Genomic DNA, 25,425 nt, shown 5'->3' with positions numbered 1-25,425 from the left:
CTGCCCGCCCCGGCCGTACGTCAGTCCTTGAGCGCGGTAGCGACGTCCGGATGCAGCGACAGGTGCTCGGTGAGCCCGAGCGTGTCGAGCAGCCGGCACAGGAACCTCGACGGCGCGGCCAGCCGGACCCAGCCGCCGCGCTCCACCGCGCTCCGGTGGGCGGTGACGAGCACCCCGACGCCCATGGAGTCGCAGAAGTCCAGGCCACCCAGGTCGACGACGACCCGGGGCCGGGGTCGCTCGACGAGCCGGGTCAGGTTGGCTTTCAGCGACGGCGCCGTGTCGATGTCGAGGGAGCCGCGCAGCACGAGGACAGCCGTGTTGGGCGGATGGTGCGCGACGGAGACCTGCATTCCGGTGGTCGCTTTCGGTGTCGAGCGACGGGCACGGCCGGTCGGGGCCGCCTAGGGTGGATCCCTCCACCCTAGGCGGTATCGCCCCGACGGCCGAATCCGCGGCGTCAGACCGCGTTGCGCCACCGGCGACCGCTGCGCCCGATCAGCCGGTCGGCGTCGGTCGGGCCCCACGACGCGGCCTCGTACGTGGGGATCGGCGACGGATCGTTCGCCCATTGCTCGATGATCGGGTCGACGATCCGCCAGCACTGCTCGACCTCGTCGGTGCGGATGAACAGCGTCGGGTCGCCGAGCAGCGCGTCCAGCAGCAGCCGCTCGTACGCCTCGGGCGACTCCTCGCGGAACGTGGCGTCGTACGAGAAGTCCATGCTGGCGGTGCGCACCCGGAACGAGTGGCCGGGCACCTTGGCGCCGAAGCGCAGCGAGATGCCCTCGTTGGGCTGGATCCGCAGGATGAGCGCGTCGGCCTCCAGCCCGGTGAGCTGGTCCTGCGGGATCGGCAGGTGCGGCGGGCGCTGGAACTCCAGAGCCACCTCGGTGACCCGGGCGGGCAGCCGCTTGCCGGTACGCACGTAGAACGGCACCCCGGCCCAGCGCCAGTTGTCCACGTCCAGGCGCATGGCCGCGTACGTCTCGGTGCGCGACAGGGGGTCCACGCCGGGCTCGTCGCGGTAGCCGGCCATCAGCTCCTCGCGGGTGCCACCGCGGGTGTACTGGCCGCGCACCGCGGTGTCGGCGATGTCGCGGTCGGTGGGCAGCCGGATCGCCTGCAGCAGCTTGACCTTCTCGTTGCGCAGCCCCTCGGCCTCGAACGAGGCGGGCGGCTCCATCAGCGCGAGCGCCAGCACCTGCAGCACGTGGTTCTGCACGATGTCGCGCATGGCGCCCGCGTGCTCGTAGAAGCCGCCCCGGGTGCCCACGCCGAGGGTCTCGGCCACGGTGATCTGCACGTGGTCGACCCAGGTGCGGTTCCAGATCGGCTGGAAGATCGCGTTGGCGAAGCGCAGCGCCAGCACGTTCTGGACGGTGTCCTTGCCCAGGTAGTGGTCGATCCGGAAGACCTGGGGCTCCTCGAACGCGGCGTGCACGATCCGGTCGAGCTCGCCGGCGGTGGCCAGGTTCCGCCCGTACGGCTTCTCGATCACCAGGCGGGCGAAGGAGCCGGGGCGGGCGTGGTTGAGCCCGGCCCCGGCCAGGCCGTTGATCACCGGTTCGAACGCCTCGGCGGGGGTCGAGAGGTAGTAGAGCCGGTTGCCCGCCGTGCCGCGCTGGGCGTCCAGTTCGTCGAGCACCTCGCCGAGCCGTTTGTACGTCGCCGGGTCGTCATAGCCGCCCGATACGTACCTGATTGCACCTGAAAGGCCAGGCATGTTCCGCAGACCTCGCTCGCCCAGGGCGCGCTCGATGAACTGTTCGTCCGTCATGCCGGTGCGGGCGACGCCGACCAACGCGAACTCGGCCGGCAGGCGGCCGTGCCGGGCCAGGCTCTCGACGGCGGGGATCAGCTTGCGCCGGGTCAGGTCGCCCGACGCGCCGAAGATCACCAGAGTGGCGGGCGGGGCGTTGCGATCCTGCGTTAGCTGAGGGGCGATGTCCATCGTCTCGTTCTTCCTCCGGGCCACGTCTCTGGGCGTCTGTCAGAACCTTACGCAGCGCGAGCCCTCCCTGGTTCAGGTCGGTAGGTCGATGCGATGGGTGAATTCCCGCAAAAGTGGCAAACTGGGGTGGACCGGCATGGCGACAGGGAGGGAACTCGCGTGAAGTACCGGCTCGTGACCCGTAGTGACTTCGACGGCCTGGTCTGCGCCGTGCTGCTCAAGTTCATGGACGTCATCGACATCGAAGACATCAAGTTCGTGCATCCCAAGGACGTCCAGGACGGCACCGTCGAGATCACCGACCGTGACATCCTGACGAACCTTCCGTACGCGCCCGGAGCGCATCTGGTCTTCGACCACCACCACTCCGAGACGCTGCGTAACACGGGGGAGCGGCCGAACCACATCATCGACCCCGACGCCCCGTCCGCCGCGCGGGTGGTCTTCGAGTACTACGGGGGCGCCGAGCGCTTCCCGGAGGTGCCCCAGGACCTCATGAAGGCCGTCGACCAGGCCGACTCGGCCCAGTACGACATCGACGACATCCTCAACCCCGACGGCTGGACACTGCTGAACTTCATCATGGACAGCCGTACCGGGCTGGGCCGCTTCCGCGAGTTCCGGGTCGCCAACTTCGACCTGATGGCCACGCTCATCGACGCCTGCATCCAGATGGACATCTCCGAGATCCTCAAGATGCCCGACGTGGCCGAGCGCGTCGACATGTACCGCGACTCCTCGGCGATGTTCGTCGAGCAGCTCAAGCGGGTCTGCAAGATGGATGGCGACGTCGTCGTCGTGGACCTGCGCAACGAGGAGACCATCTTCGCCGGCAACCGCTTCATGGTCTACGCGCTGTTCCCCGAGGCGCGGGTGTCGGTACACATCATCTGGGGCTTCAAGCAGCAGAACACGGTGTTCGCCTGCGGCAAGTCGATCCTCGACCGCACCTCACCGGTCGACGTCGGCGCCGTGATGCTCAAGTACGGCGGCGGCGGCCACCAGGCCGCGGGCACCTGCCAGGTCCCGCACGCCGATGCCGCGCGGGTGCAGCGCGAGATCATTCAGGCGCTGCGTACGCCCCGTACCGTCAGCGTCTGAGAGCCCGGCGGGCGGCGGCCCGCGAAAGCCCGGCGGGGCGGGAAGGTGATCCTTCCCGCCCCGCGCGCCGCGAGTCGTGGGCCGTGCCCTGAGGCCCCACCCGCTCGTCGTGTTCCGCGCCCCACGCGCATCATCACGACAACCCGCGCCCACCTGCGCGGGGAGTCTGGTCACGGGCCGTCGCGGTAGCTCCAGCCGGTGATCCGCGCCCGGCTGGCCCCGGCACCGACCGGCTCGTTCGCCGAGTCCGCGCCGTTCGCCGCGCCGTCCTTCGTCGTTCCGTCCTTCGTCTTGCCGTCCTTTGCCGCACTGTCGGCGGCCGCGCCCTCCGGGGTTCCGGCGGTGGCGTCGGCGTCCCGGGTGCCGCGCGCAGCGCCATCCCGGCCCGCTCCACCGTCGCGTCGCCGGGAGCGCCGCAGCGCCCACACCGCGCCCGCCCCGGCCAGCACCGCGACCACCCAGCCCGCGATCGTCCAGAAGCCCGGCCCCTGGTCCGCCTGGCTGACCACCTTGGCGAACGCGGCGTCGTCGGCTTGCGTCGGATTCGCCGCGGTGCCGCCGTGCCCGGTGTGCCCGGCGGGCGCCTGCCCCGGTGCGGCCGGCGTGAGCGTGAGGTCGGCGGCCATGGCCGGGGCCGGTGTCCCGTCGGCGTACGTGGCCTGCACGGTGAAGCGCATCGAGCTCAGCGTGGGCAGCGGCCCCAGGGCCACCGCCAGGTCGGCCGACTTGCCCGGCGCCAGGGACTTCCCCCCGACCGCGATCCAGGAGATCGCCGACGCGGTCTCCGTGACCGGGGTGCCGCCGTGGATCGACTCCAGCGGGGTGTCCAGGTGGCGGGGATCGATCCGCGGCGCCCAGTCGTCCACCGACAGCGGGTACACCTCGGCGACCGGGGTGTCCGGCGGCAGCACCAGCCGGACCGTGGAGATCTGCTTGCTGCCCGGGTTGGTGACGTGGAACGTCAGGTTCTGGCCACTGCCCTGCGGGACGCTGGCCGGGCTCACCGTCACGTCGGCCGCCGCGGGACCGGCCGCGCACAGCACGCCCGCCGTCGCGGCGGCCACGAGGACACCCGCCCGGCGCGTGTCGAGGAGTCGGCTCACATCCGGTAGTTCGCATCCGGCGCCCGAATGGTTCAACCGCCGGGCGGAACTTTTTCGCCGGTCCGGCAAGATGAACGCATGCACGACGTGGCGATCGACGCAGACATGATCCGGCTGGGGCAGTTTCTCAAGCTGGCGGACCTCGTCGACACCGGCGGCGAGGGGAAGATCCTGATCGCCTCCGGCGACGTCACGGTCAACGGCGAGGTCGACACCCGCCGGGGCCGCCAACTGCGCCGCGGTGACGTGGTCCGGGTCCTGGGCCGCGCGGCGCGGGTGGCCTGAGGCGTACGGATCTCGGCCGCGCCGCCCGTCGGCCGTGATGAGCGTCACCGCTCCGCAGAAAGATCCAGATCGTTTTCGGCGGGGGCGGAACCGTCGCGCGGCGCCCGGCGTCGTACCCGGCATGACCAGACTCCGCGGCACCTGGACGGCCGCTGCCGTGACCCTGTTCCTGCTCAGTGCCTGCGCCCGCACCACGGCGGGCCCGGCGGCGGAGGATGCCGCCGCCTCCGGAGCGTCCGGCAGCCCCACCGCCCCGGCCGGTGACGCGCTCGTCCTGCGGGTCGAGCACTACGGCGGCTTCGCCGGGGGCAACCAGCGCGCGGGCCGCATCCCCGACGTCAGCGCGTACGCCGACGGCCGGGTCATCACCCAGGGCCCGCAGGTCGCCATCTATCCCGGCCCGGCCCTGCCCAACCTGGTGGTCCTGCAGACCTCCCCCGAGCGGGTCACCGAACTGGCCCGCAAGGCGCAGGACTCCGGGGTGCGCTCCGGCGTCGAGCTGGGCCGCCCCACCGTGTCCGACGCGACGACCACCCGGATCACCGTCGCCACCGACGGGGCGAAGTACAGCGTGGACGCGTACGCGCTCAGCGAGGGGCAGCCGCAGGACGCGACGCTGACCCCGGCGCAGAACGCCGCCCGCGCCAAGCTGTCCGAGTTCGTCCAGGAGTTGACCGACCTGTCCACGGCCACGGGCACGGCCAAGCCGCAGCCGTACGTGGCGCAGCGCGTGGCGGTGCTGGCCAGCCCGTGGGTCAAGCCGGGCAACGACCTGCCCAAGCAGCCCGGCCCGCAGGCGTGGCCCGGGCCCGCCCTGCCCGGCGAGTACCTGGTGCCCGCGGTGAAGCAGGGCTGTCAGACCGTCACCGGTTCGGAGGCGCAGGCCGTCCTGGCCGCCGCCGCGAAGGCGAACGCGAACACGCCGTGGGTCTCCGGCGGCGAGCAGTGGCGGGTCTCGTTCCGGCCGCTGCTGCCGGACGAGCCGGGCTGCGCCGCCCTGCGGACGCGCCAGTGACCCCGATCGGGGAACCGGTCGACCCCGCCGGGTGGCCCCCGCCGGACGAGGCGCGGGCCGAGAACACGGACGGGCCGCGGCGAGCCAAGCCCACCGCGGCCCGTCCGGCCTGCCGTCCCGCGCTCAGCGCACGCCGAGCAGATCCACCACGAAGATGAGTGTCTCGTTCGGCTTGATGACACCGCCGGCGCCGCGGGCGCCGTAGCCCAGCTGCGGGGGGATCGTCAGCTTGCGGCGGCCCCCCACACGCATCCCGGCCACACCCTGGTCCCAGCCGGCGATGACCTGCCCGCCGCCGAGGTTGAACTCGAACGGCTCCCCGCGGTTGTACGACGCGTCGAACTCCTTGCCCGACGAGAAGGACACGCCCACGTAGTGCACGCTGACGACCTGACCGGGCGTGGCCTCGGGGCCCGAGCCGACCGTCAGGTCCTCGACCTGCAGGCTGGCGGGCGGCTCACCCTCGATGGGACCGACGTCGGGCTTGTCCATGTGTTTCTCCTTGTGTCCGCGTTACCGGTGACATGCAATCACACCGGTGCCGCCTTCTCCCGCATCGACGCACGGTAGTGAACGACTCACGGCGCATCTTCGTATCTTCGCCGTGGGGCCTGCTGTGGCCGCCGAGCCCGCTGGGGGCCCGCGCGGGCTCCGAGCCGCCGCGCCCGAGGAGAGTCGCATGACGCACCGCACCGCCACAGCGCAGCACCGCCCGGCCCGCCGGCCCGTGACCTCCACCGGAACCCGGATCGCCGCGGTCGCCGCCGCCGGTGGGATCGCCGTCGCCGCGGGGCTGCTGCCCGCCGTGCCGGCGTTGGCCCACGGCGCGCCGGCCCTGCCGCTGAGCCGTACCGCCGCGTGCGCGGCCGGCGGCACGGACACCGGCTCGGCGGCCTGCGCGGCGGCGCGCAAGGCCAACGGGCGCGCGTTCGGCACCTTCGACAACCTGCGGGTTCCCGGGGTCGACGGCAAGGACCGCCAGTTCATCCCCGACGGGGAGCTGTGCAGCGGTGGGCTGCCCGAGTTCAAGGGCCTGGATCTGGCCCGGGCGGACTGGCCCGCCACCAGGATGACCGCCGGCGGTTCCCTGACGATCCGGTACCGCACCACGATTCCGCACGAGGGGCTGTTCCGGGTCTATCTCACCAAGTCCGGCTACGACCCGGCGCGGCCGCTGCGCTGGTCTGACCTGGGCAGCCAGCCGATCCTCACCGCGGACAACCCGCCGGTGCGCGACGGGGCGTACCAGATGAGGGGGCGGCTGCCGGCCGACCGTACCGGGCGGCACGTGCTGTTCACGATCTGGCAGACCACCAGCACCCCGGACACGTACTACTCCTGTTCGGATCTGGTGCTGGCGGCGGGTGCGGGGACGGGCGCCGCCGCGACGCCCCGGCCGTCGGCCTCGTCGTCCACGGCGAAGCCCGCCACCTCGGCGCGGCCGCTGGCGTCGCGGTCTCCCGAGCCGGGGGCCGTGGCCACTCCTGACGAGGGCGACCCGAAGGCCGCGGCCCCCGTGGAGAAGGACTACTTGGTGGGTCCTGCCGAGGACCAGACCGCGCTCGGACGTGGGCTGCTCACCGCCGCGCTGATCGTCGGTGTGGGCGTCACGGCGGCCATCGGCCTGCGGCGGCTGCGCGGTAAGCGCTGAACCGCATCCGCGCAAGCGCATTGCACGTCGTGCGAAAAGCGTTGAACCACTTCCGGGTTCTGTTCCGTACTGATGGGCGTCAACGACGTTGTCCGCGCATCACAGACCCGCGCTTTCGGGTGGCACCACCGCCCGAGAGCTTTCCGAAAGGCCGAGCATGAGTCGTGTCCAGTACGGCAGCCGGGCGGTTTCCCGCCTGTCGCGTCGCAAGGTCCTTACCATCGCCGCCACGGTCGGGGTCGGCGCCACCGCCGCGAGTGTCGCCGGGCTGAGCCTCGCCGGTGAGAACTCCTCGGCGAAGAACGACAGCGAGCCGCTGGTGCTCTCGCTGCGCGACGCCAAGAAGGGCACCTTCGACCTCTTCTCCGGCGGCTCCAGGGTCACCATCACCGACCAGAAGCTCTGCGCGCAGCTGCTCAAGGCCGCCAAGCGCGGCTGATCGCCGCCACTCGCCCCTCAATCCCCCATTCCCCGAAGGACGACGCATGTCTTCGCACCGTGAAGCGCCGGAGATCAGCAAGGACCCGGTAGCGGACAGCTCCGACCTGTACGCGTTCGTGAGCCCGGATCACCCGGACACCGTCACCATCATCGCGAACTACGTGCCGCTGCAGCTCCCGGCCAGCGGCCCGAACTTCTTCGAGTTCGGCGACGACGTGCTGTACGAGATCCACGTCGACTCCAACGGCGACGGCCGGCCCGATCTGACGTACCAGTTCCGGTTCCGTACCGAGCTGCGCAACAACAACACGTTCCTGTACAACACGGGTCCGATCGAGTCGCTGGACAGTGAGAACTGGAACCGGCGGCAGTTCTTCTCGGTGACCAAGGTGGACGCGAACGGCAAGCACGAGGTGCTGGCCCGCAAGCTGCCCTGCCCGCCGTGCAACGTGGGCCCACTGTCCATTCCGGACTACAACAAGCTCGCCGACGACGCGGTGCACAAGCTGAAGAGTGGCGAGAAGGTGTTCGCCGGGCAGCGCGCCGACGCGTTCTTCGTCGACCTCGGCGCCATCTTCGACCTGGGCACGCTGCGGCCGTTCCAGGACAAGCACCTGGTGGGCAAGAAGCTGTTCAACTACGCGGGCAAGGCGGTCAACGCCACCGACGAGCTGAACGTGCACAGCATCGCCATCCAGGTGCCGATGCACATGGTGCGCCGCGACGGCAAGAAGAAGGTGCGCGGGCGTGACCCGGGCGCGGTCATCGGCGTGTGGACCTCCGCCAGCCGCCGCCAGGTGCAGATCCGTGACGGCCGCAAGGCCGGCGAGGACGTCGAGGTCGGCCCGCAGGTGCAGGTGTCGCGGCTGGGCAACCCGCTGTTCAACGAGGTCATCGTGCCGATGGCCGAGAAGGACAAGTGGAACAGCCTGCCACCCACCGAGGACAAGCGCTTCGCCAAGTTCGTGGAGAAGCCGGAACTGGCCGGGCTGCTGCCGGTGCTGTACCCGGGACTGTTCGACAACCTGCAGAAGCTGAACGAGGGCGGCACGCCCCGCGCCGACCTCGTCGCGATTCTGCTCACCGGCATCCCGGACGGGCTCATCGACGACTTCCAGAACACCACCGGCGCGGTGCAGGCGGACATGCTGCGGCTCAACACCGCCATCCCGCCCACCAAGGACGAGAACGCGTTCGGTCTGCTCGGCGGTGACCTGGCCGGCTTCCCGAACGGCCGGCGCATCGCCGACGACGTGGTGTCCATTTCGCTGCGGGCCATCGCGGGCGTCACCGTCCCGCTGGTCGACGAGAAGTTCAAGCCGGACGACGCCGCTGCCCTGGTGGAGCAGGGGCTGAACATCAAGGACGTGAGCGCCAAGCTGCTCAAGCGCTTCCCGTACCTGCCGGTTCCCTTCGACGGCTTCAACCGCCCGAAGTGAGCGCCGGCGCGCACCACCACCACACCCTGGCCCCGTCCGGGCAGGGCACCGTGGTGCTCAACATCGGGGCGGACATCGGGGCGCTGATCATCCACACCCCGGGCAGCCTGCACGGGCACGAGATCGAGGTCAGCCCGGTGGACGCGCCGGAGGTCCGCACCCACGCGGCGGTCCGTGCCCGGTACGTGCACGACGGCGTACGGTTCAGCGTCGTCATCGACAGCCTGCGCGCCGGACGGTACGTGATCTGGCGGGACGCGGTGACCCCGCTGGCCGAGGCGGACGTGATGGGCGGCTCGGTCACCGAGTACGAGTGGCCCCAGGAGGGCGCCGCCGCCGCGTAGTGACGACCGGCCGGGCTCACCCGCGGACTGCGACCCGCGGCGGGCCCGGCCGGACTGCTGTGTCGGCCGGGCCCCGCCCGTCGAATCCACCTGCGAGGACTGCGCAGGCGGGCGCCCGGCCGGTCACAGTTCCACGTGCTGGTTCTTGCCGACCACGACCACCCCGCCGTCGGAGACGGTGTACAGCTTGCGGTCCCGGTCGAGGTCCACGCCGATCTGCGCGCCCTCGGGGATGATGACGTTCTTGTCGATGATCGCGTTGCGGATCACCGCGCGGCGCCCGACCGAGACGTTGTCCATGAGCACGGAGCCCTCCACATGGGCCCACGAGTTGACCCGGACGCTGGGGGAGACGACCGAGCGTTCCACGTACGCCCCGGAGATGACCACGCCGGGGGAGATCATCGACTGGACCGCGCGGCCCTGCCGGTCGTCGTGCGAGTGCACGAACTTGGCGGGTGGCCACGAGCCGTAGTTCGTGAAGATCGGCCAGTCCATGTTGTAGAGGTTGAACACGGGCAGCGTCGCGATCAGGTCCATGTGGGCGTCGTAGAACGAGTCCAGGGTCCCCACGTCGCGCCAGTAGCCGCGGTCGCGGTCGGTGCTGCCGGGTACGTCGTTGTCGCGGAAGTCGTAGACGTTGGCCTCGCCGCGTTCCACCAGCATCGGGATGATGTTGCCGCCCATGTCGTGCTTGCTGTCGGGGTCGCGGGCGTCGGCGGTCACGGCCTCGCACAGCGCCCGGGTCGTGAACACGTAGTTGCCCATCGACGCGTAGATCTCGTCGGGGGCGTCGGGCAGCCCTTCGACCTCGCGCGGCTTCTCCCGGAACGCGCGGATGCGCCGGCCGTCCTCGGCCACGTCGATGACGCCGAACTGGTCGGACAGCGACTTGGGCTGGCGGATGCCGGCCACGGTGACCGCGGCGCCTGACGCGATGTGGGCCTTGACCATCTGCTTCGGATCCATCCGGTAGATGTGGTCCGCGCCGAAGACGATCACGTAGTCGGGGGTCTCGTCGTTGATCAGGTTGAGGCTCTGGTAGATCGCGTCGGCGGAGCCGGCGAACCAGCGCGGTCCGAGGCGCTGCTGCGCGGGCACCGGGGTGACGTAGTTGCCGAGCAGGGTGGACATCCGCCAGGTCTTGGATATGTGCCGGTCCAGCGAGTGCGACTTGTACTGCGTCAATACGACGATCTTGAGGTAGCCGGCGTTCGCCAGGTTGGACAGCACAAAGTCGATCATGCGGTAGATCCCGCCGAACGGAACCCCGGGCTTGGCCCGGTCCGCGGTCAGCGGCATCAGCCGCTTCCCTTCGCCGCCTGCCAGCACGATAGCGAGGACCTTGACACCCATGCAGCGACGCTAACTTTCCCCGTGCCCGAACACCAGCCAAAGCGGCTATTCTGCGTCACGTGACCGACTCGGGGGCCCTGCGCGTGGATCTGCTGACCCGGGAGTACCCGCCGGAGGTGTACGGCGGCGCCGGCGTGCACGTGGAGTATCTCGCCCGCGAGCTGCGTCCCCTCGCCGACGTGCGGGTGCACTGCTTCGGCGCCAAGCGCGACGAGCCCGGGGTCACCGCGTACCCCGAGCCGGAGCAGCTGCGCGACGCCAACGCCGCGCTGCGCACCATGGGGATCGATCTGGCGATGGCCGCCGGCTGCGCCGGCACCGACATCGTGCACAGTCACACCTGGTACGCCAACTTCGCCGGCCACGTCGCCAAGCTGCTGTACGGCGTCCCGCACGTGCTGACCACGCACAGCCTGGAGCCGCTGCGGCCGTGGAAGGCCGAGCAGCTCGGCGGGGGATACGCGCTGTCGTCGTACTGCGAGCGCACCGCCGTGGAGAGCGCCGACGCCATCATCGCGGTCTCCGGCGGGATGAAACGCGACGTGCTGGCCGCGTACCCGGGGGTGGATCCGGAGAAGATCCGGGTGGTCTACAACGGCATCGACACCGAGCAGTACCGGCCCGACCGCGGCACCGACGTCGTCGAGCGGCTCGGCATCGACCTGGCCCGGCCCAGCGTGGTGTTCGTCGGCCGGATCACCCGGCAGAAGGGCCTGCCGTACCTGATGCGGGCCTGCCGGGAGCTGCCGCCGAAGGCGCAGATCGTGCTGCTGGCCGGCGCGCCGGACACCCCGGAGATCGCCGCCGAGGTCGAGGAGCTGGCCGCCGAACTGCGCGCCGCCCGCGACCCGCGGGGGGTGATCTGGGTGCAGGAGATGCTGCCCAAGCACGAGGTCGTGCAGGTACTCACGCACGGCACGGTCTTCGTCTGCCCGTCGGTGTACGAGCCGATGGGCATCGTCAACCTGGAGGCCATGGCCTGCGAGACCGCCGTGGTGGCCACCGCGACCGGCGGCATCCCGGAGGTGGTGGCGGACGGCGAGACCGGGCTGCTCGTGCCGATCGCGCAGGCCGACGACGGCACCGGCACCCCGGTGGACCCGGACCGCTTCGTCGCCGACCTCGCGGCCGCGCTCACCACGCTGCTCGAGGACCCGGACCGGGCCCGCCAGATGGGGCTCGCGGGACGGCGCCGGGCGGTCGAGACGTTCTCCTGGGCGAGCATCGCGGAGGACACCGCGCGGGTGTACCGCTCGGTGCTGGGCCGCTGACGGCGGAAGCCCCCCAAATAGTGCATTCCGGGTCCGGTGGGGCCTCCGGGGGCCGCATACTGCCGATGTCACATCCGACGATGCCACATCGGTCAGGTCTGCGAGGTCGCCATGGCTCGTGCCGCTTCGGACGGCCGCCGGCGCTCGCCGCTGCAATGGTTCGCGGACCTGCGGGTGGGCGGCAAGGTGTTGACCGCCGTCGCGGTCCCGATCGTCGGCATGCTCGTCGTGGGCCTGGTCAGCCTGGTGGGCATCAACCAGCTCAAGGCCACTCGGTCCGATGAGGTCCAGCGCCAGGTGCCGTACATCACGAACCTCAACCTGGCGGCCCTGATGGCCTCGGCGGCCGCCACCGACGAGCGGACCTACCTGATCGAGGGGGACGAGAAGTTCCGGGTCGCCACGCTCAACCGGCAGGGCACGGTCAACAACGCCCTCAACGCCGCCGCCAAGTACGCCGACACCGCCGCGGAGAAGAAGGCGGTCACCACCCTCAACGCCGCCGCGAACCAGTGGTTCACCGCCATCCGGGCCGAGTTCGACCTTTTCCAGACGGATCCGGCCGCGGCCCGCGCCGCCGCCCTCGGCCCGAACCAGGCACTGCGCGCGAAGATCTCGGTCCAGATCCTGGCGGAGCTGAAACGGGCCAACGACGAGCTGGTCAGCGGCACCGACTTCGACTCGGCCGTCACCAAGACCCAGGTCCGCACCGCGGTGGTGCTGGCCGTCGCGCTGATCGCCGCACTGGTGCTGGCCTTCTGGGTCGCCCGCCTGATCGTCGCGCCGCTGCGCCGGGTCAAGACGGTCCTCGATTCCGTCGCCGACGGTGACCTGACCCAGGAAGCGGTCGTGACCCAGCGCGACGAGCTGGGCGCGATGGCCTCCGCGCTGCGCCGGGCCACCATCAACCTGCGCCACACGCTCGCCTCCATCGGCGCGCACGCCGGCACGCTGACCAGTTCCTCCGACGAGCTGACCCGGATCAGCGCGGACAGCGCCACCAGCGCGGAGCGCGGCTCCCGGCAGGCCAACGAGGTCGCCGACGCCGCCGCGGCGATGTCGCGCAACATCCAGACGGTCGCGGCGGGCGCGGAGCAGATGGGTGCCAGCATCCGGGAGATCTCGCACAGCGCCGCCGAGGCCGCCTCGGTGGCCGCCCGCGCGGTCGACGTCACCGGCACCACCAGCGGGGTGATGGCCCAGCTCGGCGAGTCCTCCGCCGAGATCGGCAACGTCATCAAGGTGATCACCGACATCGCGGAGCAGACCAACCTGCTGGCGCTCAACGCCACCATCGAGGCCGCCCGCGCCGGTGACGCCGGCAAGGGCTTCGCCGTGGTGGCCAGCGAGGTCAAGGACCTGGCCCAGGAGACCGCACGGGCCACCGAGGACATCAGCCAGCGGATCGCCGCGATCCAGTCGGACACCACCGGCGCGGTCAGCGCGATCGAGGAGATCAGCACGATCATCGGCAGCATCAACGAGTTCCAGACCACGATCGCCTCGGCCGTCGAGGAGCAGACCGTGACCACCAACGAGATGACCCGCAACGTCGCGGAGGCGGCCAACGCGGGTACCCGGGTCGCGGACAGCATCACCGACGTCGCCGACGCCGTGCGCGACACCACGGTCGCCTCCGCGCAGGCGAACCAGTCCGCCACCCAGCTCGCGGACCTCTCCACCGAGCTGCGGCGGCTGGTCGCCGGATTCCGGGTCTGAGCGGGGTTCAGCCCAGCTCGGCCGCCAGCGCGGCACCCACGGCGCGTCCGGACAGCCAGGCCGTCTGCACCCGCGGCCGTCCGAACGCGTCACCGGCCAGCGCGATCCCCGCCCCGCGGACGAACGGGGCCGCGTCCGGTCGCGCCCCCGGCTGGGCGTACGGCCAGGGATGCACGTGTACCTCGGTGGCCGGGGCGGGCAGGCCGAGCAGCTCGCGGGTGGCGCGTTCCACCTCGGGTCCGGCGTCGGCGGGCCGGTCCAGGTGCGCCGCCGCGAACTCGGCGCTCGTGTGGACCACCAGCACGGGTGCGCCGTCGCCCCGGCGGTCGCCGTCGTCGAACACCCTGTCCAGCACCGGGTGCTCGTTGACGAACGCGCCGCGAAAGGACGGCCAGGATCGCCGCGGGTACGTCAGCACCGTCGCGAGCACGGCCGACCACCGCTGCAGCCGCGCGGCCTCGACCACCGGCCCGGCGGCGTCGGAGCTCGTGGTGAGCAGCCGCAGCGCCTGCGGCCCGGGCATCGCGAGGACGACCGCGGAAGCGCGCGGCAGCTCGGTCACCGCGCACCCCAACGTCACGTCCAGCCCGGTGGCGAGGTCGTCGGCGAGCATGCGCAGCCCGCCCCGGGCGGTGAAGCGCACCGGCCCGGACGACGGGTGCGGCGGCCCACCCCGGTCGTACGTCATCAGGGTGTCCGTCCACGGCCGGGCCAGGCCCGCCGACACCCACTGCCGCACCTGCGCGACGAACGCCGGATCGTCGGCGGTGAAGTACCCGGCCCCGACGTCCGCGCAGCGTCCGGCGACGCAGGCCGCGCCCAGCCGCCCACCGACGACCGGTTCGCGCTCGAGCACCCGCACGGCCACCCCGGCCCGGACCAGTTCGCGGGCGCAGGCGAGCCCCGCCAGGCCCGCACCCACCACGACGACCCCCACCCGCGGAACTGTACGACCGTGCGCCGATCGATGGACCGGCACACCCCAAATCGGATGAAACGCCTGGTTGACGCCGTGATCATTTGGTGGGCCGCACCGGCCTGGGCACACTGTGGGGCGTGCCTCGTGTTCCCGCCCGGGCCCTCGCCCTCGGCCTCGCCCTCGCCGCCGCCCTCGGTGGCGTCGGGTCGGGGCTGCTGCGCGCCGCCACCGCCGAGCCGCCGTCGGCCCCACCGCCGGTGAGAACCGCGGCGGGCGGATCGTGCGCCGGGGTGCCGGTGGCGGCGCCACGGCAGCTGCGCGGGATGTGGCTCACCACGGTCAACAACATCGACTTCCCGAGCCGCCCCGGCCTGAGCGAGGCCCGGGTCAAGGCCGAGTACCGCGCCTGGCTCGACCTGGCGGTGGCACAGCGGCACAACGCGGTCTTCGTGCACGTCCGGCCCAGCGGGGACGCGTTCTGGCCGTCGGCGTACGCGCCGTGGTCGCAGTGGCTGACCGGGCGGCGCGACGGCCGGGGCCCCGGCTGGGACCCGATGGCGTTCATGGTGGCCGAGGCGCACGCCCGCAACCTGCAGTTCCACGCCTGGTTCAACCCGTACCGGGGCAGCCAGCCGGCGCCCGCGGGCACCGGGGCGGACCTCGCGAAGCTGCCCGCCACGCACCCGCTGCGCAAGCATCCGGACTGGGCGCTGGCGTACCCGACCGGACCCACCGGGCGGCTCTACTTCGACCCGGGCAACCCGGACGCCCGCCGCTTCGTCGAGGACTCCATGCTGGAGGCGGTCGGCAAGTACGACGTCGACGGGGTGCACTTCGACGACTTCTTCTACCCGTACCCGGAGCGGGGCCAGGACTTCCCGGACGACGCGAGCTACGAACGGCGGGCCCGGCCGGGGCAGAGCCGGGCCGACTGGCGGCGGGAGAACGTGGACACCCTGGTCCGCGAGATGAGCGAACGCATCCGGGCACTCAAGCCGTGGGTCCAGTTCGGGATCAGCCCGTTCGGGATCTGGCGCAACGCCGCCACGGACCGCGCCGGGTCGGACACCCGCGGGCTGCAGAGCTACGACGAGATCTACGCCGACACCCGGCGCTGGGTCCGCGAACGCTGGCTGGACTATGTGGTGCCCCAGCTGTACTGGGCGATCGGCTTCGACCGCGCGGACTACGCGAAGGTGCTGCCCTGGTGGGCGAAACTGGTCGAGGGCACCGGGGTGCGGCTCTACATCGGCATCGCCGACTACCGGGTGGGGGAGAAGGGCCCGTGGCGCGACCCCGCCCAGCTCGACCGCCAGCTCACCCTCGCCGCCCGGCACCGCGTCGACGGCAGCGTCCACTTCAGCGCGAAGCAGGTGCGCGCGAACCGGCTCGGCGCGGTCACCCGCTACCGCGACCACCACTTCGCCGCGCCCGCCCTGCCCCCGGTTGCCAGCCGTCTCGCCGCCGCCGGGCCCGCCGCACCGCAGCTGAGCGCGGCGCGGCCCGCCGGATCGGGAGCGGTGCGTCTCGACTGGCGGCCCGGCACCGGAGCGTCCCCTGCCGCCTGGGCGCTGTACCGGGTGACCGGCGGCCGAGCGGTGCTGGCGGCCACCGGCAGCCCGGGGGTCCCCGTGACGGATCCGGCGCCGCCGCCCGCCCCGGTGACCTACTGCCTCACCGCCCTGGACCGGGCCGGGAACGAGGGCCCCCCGTCGAACCCCGCCGGAATCTAGCGATCTTGGAGACCTCGGGTTCGGACCTGACCCGAAGTCATCAACTTCGCGCCGCCTGCGGCGTGACGAGCCCGCGGACCTCGCTCACTCCGTGACGCGGCCGTCGGTGACCGTAAAGCGGCGGGTGGTGTGCACCGCCGCCAGCATCCGGCGGTCGTGGGTGACCAGCAGCAGCGTCCCGGCGTAGCTCGCCAGCGCCGACTCCAGCTGCTCGATCGCGGCCAGGTCCAGGTGGTTGGTCGGCTCGTCGAGCACCAGCAGGTTCACCCCGCGCGCCTGCAGCAGCGCCAGCGCGGCCCGGGTCCGTTCACCGGGCGACAGCGTGCCCGCCGGGCGCAGCACGTGCGCGGCCTTCAAACCGAACTTCGCCAGCAGCGTACGGATCTCCGCGTCCTTGAATTCCGGCACCGCCGCCCCGAACGCGGCCAGCAGCGAGCTGTCGCCCAGGAACAGCCCGCGCGCCTGGTCGACCTCGCCCACGACCACACCCGGGCCGAGTGCGGCCGCGCCCGAGTCCAGCGGGATCCGGCCCAGCATCGCGGCCAGCAGCGTCGACTTCCCGGAGCCGTTGGCGCCCGTGATCGCCACCCGGTCCGCCCAGTCGATCTGCAGCGTCACCGGTCCCAGCGTGAAGTCGCCGCGGCGCACCACCGCGTCGCGCACGGTGGCGACGACCGCCCCGGCGCGGGGCGCCGCGGCGATCTCCATCCGCAGCTCCCACTCCTTGCGCGGCTCCTCGACCACCTCCAGGCGCTCGATCAGCTTCTCCGTCTGCCGCGCCTTGGCCGCCTGCTTCTCGCTGGTCTCGCCCCGGAAGTGCTTGATGTTCTTGTCGTTGTCGGTGGCCTTGCGGCGCGCGTTGCGCACGCCCTTCTCCATCCAGGCGCGCTGCGTGCGGGCCCGCTCCAGCAGGCTCTCCTTGCGCTCGGCGTACTCGTCGTACTCCTCGCGGGCGTGCCGCCGGGCCCGCTCCCGCTCCTGCAGGTACGACTCGTAGCCGCCGCCGAACAGGTTGACCTGTTGCTGGTGCAGGTCCAGTTCCAGCACCGCGGTCGCGGTACGGGCCAGGAACTCGCGGTCGTGGCTGACCAGCACCGTGCCCGCGCGCAATCCCGTGACGAACTGCTCCAGCCGGGCCAGGCCGTCGAGATCCAGGTCGTTGGTGGGCTCGTCGAGCAGGAACACGTCGTAGCGGCTGAGCAGCAGCGACGCCATCTGGGCGCGGGCCGCCTGGCCGCCCGACAGCGCGGTCATCGGATGGGTGGGAGCCACCCCGAGCCCGATCTCGTCGGCGACCTGGAGCGCACGCTCCTCGAAGTCCGCGCCGCCCAGCGCCAGCCAGCGCTGCAACGCCTCGTCGTAGCCGTCGTACGCGGCCGCCACCCCCGCCGCCATCGCCTCGGCCGCCGCCTCCATCGCGTCGTGCGCGGGCCCGACCCCGGTGCGCCGGGCCAGGAAGTCGTGCACCGTCTCGCCGGGGCGGCGCTCCCGCTCCTGCGGCAGGTAGCCCACGGTCGCGGTGGGCGGGCTCAGCGACACCGAGCCGGACTCGACGCTCAACAGGCCCGCGAGTGTACGAAGTAGGGTCGTTTTCCCGGCGCCGTTGACACCGACCAGCCCGATCACGTCGCCCGGCGCGACCACCAGGTCGAGCCCCGTGAACAGGGTGCGGTCGCCGTGCCCCGCGGCGAGATCCCGGGCGATCATGGTGGCGCTCATAGCGGCCTGATCGTATCCGGGACCGGTCAGCACTGCGGGATCGCCTGGTTCGCGGGGTAGCGTTCGTACGGTGACTGCTGCTTTTCCGCCGCGCGTCCCCGAAACACCCGCCCACCTGCCACGTACCGTCGGCGAGCTGCGCGCCGCCGGCCACGAATTCCGTACCGTCAAGCAGGAGCTGCGCGACAACCTGCTGGACCGGCTGCGCTCCGGTGCCCCCCGCTTCCCCGGCATCGTCGGCTACGACGACACCGTGCTGCCGGAGGTGGAGCGGGCCCTGCTGGCCGGGCACGACATGGTCCTGCTCGGCGAGCGGGGCCAGGGCAAGACCCGGCTCATCCGTGGCCTGGTCGACCTGCTCGACGAGTGGACCCCGGTCATCGAGGGTTCCGAACTGCGCGAACACCCGTACGAGCCGCTGACCCCGGCGTCGCGGCGGCTGGCCGCCGAGCTGGGCGATGAGCTGGGCGTGGCCTGGCTGCACCGCTCCCAGCGGTACGGCGAGAAGCTGGCCACCCCGGACACCAGCGTCGGCGACCTGATCGGCGACGTCGACCCGATCAAGGTGGCCGAGGGCCGGGCGCTGGGCGACCCCGACACGATCCACTTCGGACTCGTGCCGCGCACCAACCGCGGCATCTTCGCCGTCAACGAGCTGCCCGACCTGGCCGAGCGCATCCAGGTGTCGCTGCTCAACGTGCTGGAGGAACGCGACATCCAGGTCCGCGGCTACCAGCTGCGGCTGCCCCTGGATCTGCTGCTGGTGGCCAGCGCCAACCCGGAGGACTACACCAACCGGGGCCGGATCATCACCCCGCTCAAGGACCGGTTCGGCGCGGAGATCCGTACCCACTACCCCCTCGAACTGGAGCTGGAGACGGCGCTGATCCGGCAGGAGGCGGCGCTCTGCGCCGAGGTGCCCGAACACCTCGTCGACGTGCTGGCCCGCTACACCCGCGCCGTACGCGAATCCCCGGCCGTGGACGCCCGCTCCGGCGTGTCGGCCCGCTTCGCGATCGCGGCGGCCGAGACGGTCGCCGCCTCCGCGCTGCGCCGCGCCGGGTTGCGCGGCGACGAGCCGGTCGCCCGGGTCTGCGACACCGTCTCGGTGACCAGCACGCTGCGCGGCAAGGTCGAGTTCGACAGCGGCGAGGAGGGCCGGGAGCCCGAGGTGCTGGCCCACCTGCTGCGGGTGGCCACCGCGGAGACGTTCCGGTCGCGGCTGGGCGGGCTGGACCTGTCCGGCTTCACCGACCTGGTCGCCGAGGGCGCGATCATCGAGACCGGTGAGCTGGTCTCCGCGCAGGAGCTGCTGGCCCAGATCGGCACGGTGCCCGGCCTGGCCAAGGTGCTGGACCGGCTCGGCCTCGGCGACGCGCCCAGTCCGGGACAGGCGGCCTCGGGGATCGAGTTCGCCCTGGAGGGCCTGCACCTGACCCGGCGGCTGGCCAAGGAGATGACCGACGACGGCCGCACCCTCTACGGGAGCTGATCATGCCCGCTACCGACGGCTGGTCCCGCGGGCGGTGCGGACAATCATGAGAGCCAACCGCTTCCGGTACGGCGCGTGGCGCGAGGGGCCGGACCCGCTCGCCCCGCCGTACGACGTACGGGCCGCGGTCGACGAGGTTGGCGAGCGGGTGCTGGCGGGGGAGAGCCTGCGCGACGCCCTGCGCGACCTGGTGCGCCGCGGTCCCCAGGACGGCCGGGGCCTGGACGACCTGCGCGCCCGCGCCCGCAGGCTGCGCCGGGAGGCGCTGCGCCGCGGCAACCTCGACGGCGCGGTGACCGGCGCCCAGGCCCTGCTCGACCAGGCCGTCGCCACCGAACGCGACGAGCTGCGCGGCCGCGACGACGAGACGGCCCGGTTCAACGAGGCGGTTCTGGACGCGCTGCCCCGCTCCACCGCCCAGGCGGTGCGCGAGCTGGCCGGCTACGAGTGGGCCAGCGACGAGGCCCGGGCCCTGTACCAGCAGATCCTCGACGGGCTGCGCCGCGACGTGGTGGAGCAGCGCTTCGCCGGCCTGCGCGACGCGCTGCGCGGCGGCGACTCGGCCACCGACGCCCGGGTCGCCGACATGCTGCGCGACCTCAACGACCTGCTGGCCCGGCACGCCCGTGGCGAGGACACCCAGGACGCGTTCGCCGAGTTCATGAACCGCCACGGCGAGTTCTTCCCGGAACGCCCGGACACCGTCGAGGACCTGATCGACGCGCTGGCCCGCCGCGCCGCGGCGGCGGAGCAGCTGATGCGCTCGCTGAGCCCGCAGCAGCGGCAGGAGCTGGGCGAGCTGATCGACCAGGCGCTCGGCGACGGCCCGCTGCGCGGTCAGCTCGCCGAGCTGACCGACAACCTGCGCGCGCTGCGCCCCAACCTGCCGTGGGGACGCGGCGAACGGATGCGCGGCCCCGACGATCTCGGGTACGGCGACGCCACGGCCGCGCTGGGCGAGCTGGCCGAGCTCGACGACCTGCTGGAGCAGCTGGGCCAGGAGCACCCCGGCGCGACCCTGGACGACGTCGACGTCGAAGCCGTGGAGCGCCGGCTCGGCCGCTCGGCCGCCGACGACGTACGGCGGCTGCGCGAGCTGGAGCGGGAGCTGCGCCGGCAGGGCTGGGTGAGCCGCGACCCAGGCGGCCTGACCCTGTCGCCCAAGGCCCTGCGCCGGCTCGGGCGTACCGCCCTGGCACGGGTGTTCGCCGACCTGGCCGGGCGGCGCCGCGGCGAGCACGACCTGCGCGACGCGGGCGCGGCCGGGGATCTGGTCGGCTCGTCCCGGCGCTGGCACTTCGGCGACGAGCAGCCGATCGACGTGGTCCGTACGATCGGCAACGCGGTCCGCCGCCGGGCCGCCGAGGGGTCCACGGCCACCCTGCCCGTACGGCTGCACCCGGAGGACTTCGAGGTGGCCGAGACGGAACGGCGCGCCTCGGCGGCGGTGGCGCTGTGCGTGGACCTGTCCTACTCGATGTTCGCTGACGGCCGGTGGGGCCCGATGAAACAGACCGCGCTGGCGCTGTCCCACCTGGTCGCGACGCAGTTCCCGCAGGACTCTCTGCAGATCATCGGCTTCGGCCGGTACGCGCTGGCGCTGTCGCAGGGCGAGCTGGCCGCGATCGAGCCGGACCTGGTGCAGGGCACGAACCTGCAGCACGCCCTCAAGCTGGCGGGCCGCCACCTGCGCCGCCACCCCGGCTCCGAGCCGGTGGTGCTGGTGGTGACGGACGGCGAGCCCACCGCCCACCTGGAGGACGACGGCGAGGCGTACTTCGCCTGGCCGCCGCTGCCCGAGACGGTCCGGGCGACGGTCGAGGAGGTCGACCACCTGACCCGGTACGGCGCCACCCTGAACCTGTTCATGCTCGGCGAGGACCCGTCGCTGCGCCGCTTCGTGGACGCGGTGGCCCAGCGCAGCGGCGGCCGGGTGTTCAGCCCCGACGTCGCCGACCTCGGCCGGTACGTCGTCGACGACTACGTCCGGGCCCGCCGAGGCCGTCGCCCCGCCGGAAGCTAGGGTCCTAGGACGGCCGCGCGGTGTGCGTGACGCAACCGGTGGTGAGGGGACCGCCACGCGCCTGGTTATAGTTGCTCCGCGTTGACCGGCCATCGGGGGAGAGGGAGTCGCGATGCCGCAGCAGCCTGCGCCCGTCGCCCCGCGCCCACCGGCCGCCTCCGACCGGATCTGGACGATTCCGAACGTCATCAGCTTCGCGCGCCTGCTCGGCGTGCCGCTGTTCCTCTATCTTCTGCTCGTCCCGCACGCCGACGTCGCGGCGCTCGTGGTGCTCGCGCTGGGCGGCACCACCGACTGGGTCGACGGGTACGTCGCCCGGCGCACGGGCACGGTCAGCCGGCTGGGTGAGCTGCTCGACCCGTTCGCGGACCGGCTGTACATCCTCGCCACGCTGATCGGCTTCACCGTCCGCGAGGTCGTGCCGTGGTGGCTGACGGTCGCGCTGCTGGCCCGCGAGGTGGTGCTGGGGGTGGCGCTGCTGGTGCTGCGCCGCCACGGCTACGGGCCGCCGCCGGTGCACTACGTCGGCAAGACCGGCACGTTCGTCCTGCTCGGCGCGTTCCCCATGCTGCTGCTGGCGCACGCGGTGCCCGCGACCGCCGCCGTCGCCGGGCCGATCGGCTGGGGGCTGGCGTGGTGGGCGCTGGGCCTGTACTGGGCGGCGGCCGCGCTGTACCTGATGCAGACCGCCACCGTGCTGCGCGCCGACCGCGCCGCGCGGGCCGGGGCGGGCGCCGGATGACCTCGCCTGTAGGCGGCGGCGAGCGCCGGACCTTCACCCCGGACTTCCTGACCGAGCTGTTCCGCAATCCGCTCGACCCGGGCTACGCCGACGCGGCGGCCCGCCGGGCCCGCGAAGGCCCGCGCAGCGCCCCGCGACGGCGCCTGATCAGTACGGTCAGCGCGTTGACCCTGATCGGCGTCGGCTTCCTGCTGGTGGTGGCGTACCAGCAGACCGTCGCGGACGAGCCGGGGCGCACCAAGGCGCGGGCCACCCTGGCCGAGCAGGTGCGGCACCGGCGCGACGGCACGGTCACCCTGCAGAACCGCGCCGACGAGCTGCGCGCCGAGGTGGCGACGCTGCAGGAACGCGAGCTCGGTGGCGCCGCCGTGGCGCGGCTGCGTGACCTGGAGGCGCAGACCGGCCTGGCCCCCGTACACGGTCCCGGTGCCAAGATCACGATCGGCGACGGACCCACCGCGGTCAATCCGGTGACCGGCAAGCAGTCGAGCGACGCCCGCGTCCGCGACAGCGACCTGCAACTGGCGGCCAACGCGTTGTGGGCGGCCGGGGCGGAGGCGATCGCGATCAACGGCCAGCGGCTCACCGCCACCTCCACGATCCGGCAGGCGGGCGAGGCGATCCTGGTGGACTTCCGCCCGGTGGCCTCGCCGTACGAGGTGGTGGCGATCGGCCCGGACTCCCTGGCCGGCGACTTCCGCGACGGCTACGCTGGGCGCTTCTTCCGTGAGCTGGTCGCCCGGTACGGCATGAGTTTCGACGCGACCACCGTGCACGACGTGACCCTCGACGCGGCCACCGAGCTGAAGCTGCGGGTGGCGGTGCCGTCGACCCCACCGCCCTCCGGTGGCCCCCCGTCCCCCGGCCCGGACTCGCCCCCGCCGGCCGGCACCCCCACGAAAGGCGGCCGATGATCGCCGTACTCGCCCTGGCCGCCGGTGTCGTTCTCGGCATCGTGCTGCACCCGACCGTGCCGCCGGGCCTGCAGCCGTACCTGCCCATCGCCGTGGTGGCGGCGCTGGACGCCGTGTTCGGCGGCGTCCGGGCGAAGCTGGACGGCATCTTCGACGACAAGCAGTTCGTGGTGTCGTTCATCGCCAACGTGGTGGTGGCCGCGCTGATCGTCTACCTGGGTGACCAGCTGGGCGTGGGCGGGCAGCTCTCCACGGGCGTGGTGGTGGTGCTCGGAGTGCGGATCTTCGGCAATGTGGCGGCCATCCGCCGCCACCTGTTCCGGGCCTGAGGACCGGCGATGAGCGACCAGCACCGACCGCGCCCGGCAGACCCGGCCCAGGACACCGCGCGAGACGACGAGCCGACCGTCGTCACGCCGCGCGATGAGCCGGGGGTGCCCACGCCGGGCGACGAGCCGACCGTCGTCACACCGCGCGATGAGCCGGGGGCGCCCACGCCGGGCGACGAGCCGACGGTCGTGACGTCACGCGACGAGTCGACGGTCGTGACGCCAGGCGACGAGTCGACGGTCGTGGCGTCCGGCGATGAGCCCACGGTTGCCACGCGGCGGGAGGAACCGTTCGCGGCTGCGGCGGAGGACGAGCCGGTCGTGGCGGGGGGCGACGAGCCCGCGGCCGTCATGTCGCGCGACCGGGTCGGCGCTGCCTCGGCCTCGGCGGATCGGGCTCCGATCGCCGCGCCGGAGGCGCAACCGACCGCGGTGTCACTCGATCCGGTGGAAGTCGACCGGATGGCATCAGCCCCGGACGCGGCTGGCGCGGAGGGCACTGGCGCGGAGGGCGCTGGCGCGGACAGCGCGGGCACGGAGAGCACTGGCACGGAGAGCACCGGCACGGAGAGCACCGGCACGGAGAGCACCGGCACGGAGAGCACCGGCACGGAGAGCGCTGGCGCCGGGGACGCTGGCGCGGTTCCCGCGCGGCGGCCGGCGCCCTGGCGGCGGGTGTCGTCGGCGGGCGCGTTGATCTGGGTCCTGCTGGCGCTGTTCGGCTTCACGCTGGTGGTGCAGTTGCGCAGCAACGGCAGCGACGAGGGGCTGGCGACCGCGCGGCAAGAGGACCTGGTGCGCATCCTGTCCGACCTGGAAGCCCGCGACACCCGGCTGCAAGCGGAGATCAACGCGCTGGAGCAGAGCCAGCGTCAGCTCACCTCGGGCGTGGCGGGGCGGCAGGCGGCGCTGGCGGAGGCCGACAAGCGCGCGGACGAGCTGGGCCTGCTGGCGGGCACCCTGCCGGGCCGGGGGCCCGGTCTGCGGATCACGATCGATCCGAAGGGGCAGGGGGTCAAGGCGTCGGCGATCCTCAACGCGGTGCAGGAGCTGCGCGGCGCGGGCGGTGAGGTGATGGAGCTGGCCGGGGCGGGTGGCGCGCCCGTCCGCATCGTGGCGGGAAGCTACTTCGTGGACTCCGACGGTGGCGGCATCACCGTCGACGGCGTGCGGCTCACCGGGCCGTACACGTTGTCGGTGATCGGGGTGCCGCAGACGATGCAGACCGCGTTGCAGATCCCCGGTGGGGTGGTCGCGTCCGTGGAGGGCGCCGGCGGTAGCGTGACCATGGAGCAACGCGCCATGGTCGAGGTGACCGCGGTGCGCAAGGCCACCAATCTGCAGTACGCGCGTCCGGTCTCCTGACCGGGTGCGGAGCGATTCGCCGGGTTGTGACAACGGAGGAACTGTGATTCCTGAGGACCTGCGGTACACGTCCGAACACGAGTGGGTGGCGGGCGACGGGAGCGGACCGGTGCGGGTGGGCATCACCCACTTCGCGCAGGACGCGCTCGGCGACATCGTGTACGTGCAGCTGCCCGAGGAGGGCACGGCGGTGCGCACGGGTGACGCGCTCGGGGAGATCGAGTCCACCAAGAGCGTGTCGGAGATCTACGCGCCGATCTCCGGGACGGTGGTGTCGCGCAACGCGACGCTGGCCGACGAACCGGAGCTGATCAATGCCGAGCCGTACGCGGCCGGCTGGCTGGTGGAGATTGCTCCGGAAGATCCGGATTCGCTCCAGGGCCTGCTGGACGCGGCCGCCTACCGTTCGCTCACCGAGAGCTGACGCGGCGTATCACACACTCCGCGCGTCCGGTTGCCGCGCTTTTTCGCGCTGACTAGGCTCGCGGGGCACATGAAGTAGACCGTTAT

At 72.5% G+C, this 25,425-nt stretch carries 24 protein-coding genes; 17 read left to right on the top strand and 7 right to left on the bottom strand.

The genetic code is table 11. The annotated features are described in order from the left end of the window. Nucleotides 1-20 precede the first annotated feature (20 nt). Nucleotides 21-353, bottom strand: a complete 333-nt coding sequence (locus EV385_RS00700; protein ID WP_130507675.1) for an STAS domain-containing protein — start codon at nt 351-353, stop codon at nt 21-23. Nucleotides 354-460: 107 nt separating this feature from the next. Beyond that, nucleotides 461-1,954, bottom strand: coding sequence for a glucose-6-phosphate dehydrogenase (gene zwf, locus EV385_RS00695; protein WP_130507674.1), 1,494 nt, complete (start codon nt 1,952-1,954; stop codon nt 461-463). Between the two features lie 159 nt (nt 1,955-2,113). Between zwf and EV385_RS00690 the strand changes: the two genes are divergently transcribed. Continuing rightward, on the top strand, nt 2,114-3,055 hold the full coding sequence (locus EV385_RS00690; protein ID WP_130507673.1) for an exopolyphosphatase: 942 nt from the start codon (nt 2,114-2,116) through the stop codon (nt 3,053-3,055). A gap of 170 nt (nt 3,056-3,225) precedes the next feature. Here EV385_RS00690 and EV385_RS00685 read toward each other — a convergent pair whose 3' ends face one another. Continuing rightward, the gene (locus EV385_RS00685; protein WP_165449346.1) at nt 3,226-4,158 is read right to left on the bottom strand and encodes a DUF1775 domain-containing protein; all 933 of its coding nucleotides are present in this window, start codon (nt 4,156-4,158) and stop codon (nt 3,226-3,228) included. A 78-nt stretch (nt 4,159-4,236) separates the two neighbouring features. Between EV385_RS00685 and EV385_RS00680 the strand changes: the two genes are divergently transcribed. Together EV385_RS00680 and EV385_RS00675 are read left to right on the top strand one after the other, a co-directional pair. Beyond that, nucleotides 4,237-4,443 (top strand): RNA-binding S4 domain-containing protein, encoded by a 207-nt coding sequence (locus tag EV385_RS00680; protein ID WP_130507671.1) that lies wholly within the window; start codon nt 4,237-4,239, stop codon nt 4,441-4,443. A gap of 121 nt (nt 4,444-4,564) precedes the next feature. Beyond that, complete coding sequence (locus EV385_RS00675) at nt 4,565-5,458, top strand: hypothetical protein (protein WP_130507670.1); 894 nt, start codon at nt 4,565-4,567, stop codon at nt 5,456-5,458. Between the two features lie 123 nt (nt 5,459-5,581). Here the strand turns inward: EV385_RS00675 and EV385_RS00670 are convergent, their stop codons facing one another. Further along, the gene (locus tag EV385_RS00670) at nt 5,582-5,950 is read right to left on the bottom strand and encodes an FKBP-type peptidyl-prolyl cis-trans isomerase (RefSeq protein ID WP_130507669.1); all 369 of its coding nucleotides are present in this window, start codon (nt 5,948-5,950) and stop codon (nt 5,582-5,584) included. Between the two features lie 187 nt (nt 5,951-6,137). Between EV385_RS00670 and EV385_RS00665 the strand changes: the two genes are divergently transcribed. From EV385_RS00665 to EV385_RS00650, 4 genes are all read left to right on the top strand, one after another. Further along, nucleotides 6,138-7,109: a lytic polysaccharide monooxygenase gene (locus EV385_RS00665; RefSeq protein ID WP_130507668.1), complete on the top strand. Its 972-nt coding sequence runs from the start codon at nt 6,138-6,140 to the stop codon at nt 7,107-7,109. A 157-nt stretch (nt 7,110-7,266) separates the two neighbouring features. After that, the gene (locus EV385_RS00660) at nt 7,267-7,548 is read left to right on the top strand and encodes a hypothetical protein (RefSeq protein ID WP_130507667.1); all 282 of its coding nucleotides are present in this window, start codon (nt 7,267-7,269) and stop codon (nt 7,546-7,548) included. Between the two features lie 46 nt (nt 7,549-7,594). Next, on the top strand, nt 7,595-8,989 hold the full coding sequence (locus EV385_RS00655) for a DUF4331 domain-containing protein (protein ID WP_130507666.1): 1,395 nt from the start codon (nt 7,595-7,597) through the stop codon (nt 8,987-8,989). Continuing rightward, a complete protein-coding gene (locus EV385_RS00650) occupies nt 8,986-9,333 on the top strand; it encodes a phospholipase (RefSeq protein ID WP_130507665.1) in 348 nt (115 codons plus the stop codon). Before EV385_RS00655 ends, EV385_RS00650 begins: the two co-directional genes overlap by 4 nt. 123 nt (nt 9,334-9,456) lie before the next feature. On the opposite strand, the gene glgC is transcribed toward EV385_RS00650, so the two are convergent. Next, complete coding sequence (gene glgC / locus EV385_RS00645; RefSeq protein WP_130507664.1) at nt 9,457-10,689, bottom strand: glucose-1-phosphate adenylyltransferase; 1,233 nt, start codon at nt 10,687-10,689, stop codon at nt 9,457-9,459. A gap of 59 nt (nt 10,690-10,748) precedes the next feature. On the opposite strand from glgC, the gene glgA reads away from it, so the two are divergent. Together glgA and EV385_RS00635 are read left to right on the top strand one after the other, a co-directional pair. Further along, complete coding sequence (gene glgA, locus EV385_RS00640) at nt 10,749-11,960, top strand: glycogen synthase (RefSeq protein ID WP_130507663.1); 1,212 nt, start codon at nt 10,749-10,751, stop codon at nt 11,958-11,960. 111 nt (nt 11,961-12,071) lie between these two features. Further along, nucleotides 12,072-13,679 carry a methyl-accepting chemotaxis protein gene (locus EV385_RS00635; protein WP_130507662.1) on the top strand — a complete coding sequence of 536 codons (1,608 nt, stop codon included), beginning with the start codon at nt 12,072-12,074 and terminating at the stop codon, nt 13,677-13,679. Nucleotides 13,680-13,686: 7 nt separating this feature from the next. On the opposite strand, the gene EV385_RS00630 is transcribed toward EV385_RS00635, so the two are convergent. Further along, nucleotides 13,687-14,616 (bottom strand): NAD(P)/FAD-dependent oxidoreductase, encoded by a 930-nt coding sequence (locus EV385_RS00630; protein WP_242624624.1) that lies wholly within the window; start codon nt 14,614-14,616, stop codon nt 13,687-13,689. A 119-nt stretch (nt 14,617-14,735) separates the two neighbouring features. Between EV385_RS00630 and EV385_RS00625 the strand changes: the two genes are divergently transcribed. Then, complete coding sequence (locus tag EV385_RS00625) at nt 14,736-16,331, top strand: glycoside hydrolase family 10-like protein (protein WP_242624623.1); 1,596 nt, start codon at nt 14,736-14,738, stop codon at nt 16,329-16,331. 84 nt (nt 16,332-16,415) lie between these two features. Here EV385_RS00625 and EV385_RS00620 read toward each other — a convergent pair whose 3' ends face one another. Continuing rightward, on the bottom strand, nt 16,416-18,050 hold the full coding sequence (locus tag EV385_RS00620) for an ABC-F family ATP-binding cassette domain-containing protein (RefSeq protein WP_130507661.1): 1,635 nt from the start codon (nt 18,048-18,050) through the stop codon (nt 16,416-16,418). Between the two features lie 70 nt (nt 18,051-18,120). On the opposite strand from EV385_RS00620, the gene EV385_RS00615 reads away from it, so the two are divergent. The 7 genes from EV385_RS00615 (at nt 18,121) to gcvH (ending at nt 25,339) form a co-directional block, all read left to right on the top strand. Next, nucleotides 18,121-19,542, top strand: coding sequence for a sigma 54-interacting transcriptional regulator (locus tag EV385_RS00615; protein WP_130507660.1), 1,422 nt, complete (start codon nt 18,121-18,123; stop codon nt 19,540-19,542). A 46-nt stretch (nt 19,543-19,588) separates the two neighbouring features. Then, on the top strand, nt 19,589-21,565 hold the full coding sequence (locus EV385_RS00610; protein WP_207229724.1) for a vWA domain-containing protein: 1,977 nt from the start codon (nt 19,589-19,591) through the stop codon (nt 21,563-21,565). A 112-nt stretch (nt 21,566-21,677) separates the two neighbouring features. Beyond that, on the top strand, nt 21,678-22,307 hold the full coding sequence (gene clsA / locus EV385_RS00605) for a cardiolipin synthase ClsA (RefSeq protein ID WP_130507659.1): 630 nt from the start codon (nt 21,678-21,680) through the stop codon (nt 22,305-22,307). After that, entirely contained in the window at nt 22,304-23,221 is a 918-nt protein-coding gene (locus tag EV385_RS00600; protein ID WP_130507658.1) for a DUF881 domain-containing protein, read from the top strand. The genes clsA and EV385_RS00600 overlap by 4 nt, the downstream gene beginning before the upstream one ends. Further along, nucleotides 23,218-23,550, top strand: a complete 333-nt coding sequence (locus tag EV385_RS00595) for a small basic family protein (RefSeq protein ID WP_130507657.1) — start codon at nt 23,218-23,220, stop codon at nt 23,548-23,550. The genes EV385_RS00600 and EV385_RS00595 overlap by 4 nt, the downstream gene beginning before the upstream one ends. Before the next feature lie 9 nt (nt 23,551-23,559). Further along, nucleotides 23,560-24,915 carry a DUF881 domain-containing protein gene (locus EV385_RS34740; protein WP_242624622.1) on the top strand — a complete coding sequence of 452 codons (1,356 nt, stop codon included), beginning with the start codon at nt 23,560-23,562 and terminating at the stop codon, nt 24,913-24,915. 43 nt (nt 24,916-24,958) lie between these two features. Further along, nucleotides 24,959-25,339, top strand: coding sequence for a glycine cleavage system protein GcvH (gene gcvH, locus EV385_RS00585; protein ID WP_130507656.1), 381 nt, complete (start codon nt 24,959-24,961; stop codon nt 25,337-25,339). Nucleotides 25,340-25,425 lie beyond the last annotated feature (86 nt).

This window comes from Krasilnikovia cinnamomea, assembly GCF_004217545.1.
In the GTDB taxonomy this organism is placed as follows: domain Bacteria; phylum Actinomycetota; class Actinomycetes; order Mycobacteriales; family Micromonosporaceae; genus Actinoplanes; species Actinoplanes cinnamomeus.
Note: the sequence above shows the minus strand (reverse complement) of the source record. Positions and strands in the feature narration are given on the sequence as shown.

Bases quoted from the DNA above. Each gene is read 5' to 3' on its own strand.
- EV385_RS00700 (WP_130507675.1), bottom strand. From the start codon at position 353: ATGCAGGTCTCCGTCGCGCACCATCCGCCCAACACGGCTGTCCTCGTG.
- zwf (WP_130507674.1), bottom strand. From the start codon at position 1,954: ATGGACATCGCCCCTCAGCTAACGCAGGATCGCAACGCCCCGCCCGCC.
- EV385_RS00680 (WP_130507671.1), top strand. From the start codon at position 4,237: ATGCACGACGTGGCGATCGACGCAGACATGATCCGGCTGGGGCAGTTT.
- EV385_RS00675 (WP_130507670.1), top strand. From the start codon at position 4,565: ATGACCAGACTCCGCGGCACCTGGACGGCCGCTGCCGTGACCCTGTTC.
- EV385_RS00670 (WP_130507669.1), bottom strand. From the start codon at position 5,950: ATGGACAAGCCCGACGTCGGTCCCATCGAGGGTGAGCCGCCCGCCAGC.
- EV385_RS00665 (WP_130507668.1), top strand. From the start codon at position 6,138: ATGACGCACCGCACCGCCACAGCGCAGCACCGCCCGGCCCGCCGGCCC.
- EV385_RS00660 (WP_130507667.1), top strand. From the start codon at position 7,267: ATGAGTCGTGTCCAGTACGGCAGCCGGGCGGTTTCCCGCCTGTCGCGT.
- EV385_RS00655 (WP_130507666.1), top strand. From the start codon at position 7,595: ATGTCTTCGCACCGTGAAGCGCCGGAGATCAGCAAGGACCCGGTAGCG.
- glgC (WP_130507664.1), bottom strand. From the start codon at position 10,689: ATGGGTGTCAAGGTCCTCGCTATCGTGCTGGCAGGCGGCGAAGGGAAG.
- EV385_RS00635 (WP_130507662.1), top strand. From the start codon at position 12,072: ATGGCTCGTGCCGCTTCGGACGGCCGCCGGCGCTCGCCGCTGCAATGG.
- EV385_RS00620 (WP_130507661.1), bottom strand. From the start codon at position 18,050: ATGAGCGCCACCATGATCGCCCGGGATCTCGCCGCGGGGCACGGCGAC.
- EV385_RS00610 (WP_207229724.1), top strand. From the start codon at position 19,589: ATGAGAGCCAACCGCTTCCGGTACGGCGCGTGGCGCGAGGGGCCGGAC.
- clsA (WP_130507659.1), top strand. From the start codon at position 21,678: ATGCCGCAGCAGCCTGCGCCCGTCGCCCCGCGCCCACCGGCCGCCTCC.
- EV385_RS00600 (WP_130507658.1), top strand. From the start codon at position 22,304: ATGACCTCGCCTGTAGGCGGCGGCGAGCGCCGGACCTTCACCCCGGAC.
- EV385_RS00595 (WP_130507657.1), top strand. From the start codon at position 23,218: ATGATCGCCGTACTCGCCCTGGCCGCCGGTGTCGTTCTCGGCATCGTG.
- EV385_RS34740 (WP_242624622.1), top strand. From the start codon at position 23,560: ATGAGCGACCAGCACCGACCGCGCCCGGCAGACCCGGCCCAGGACACC.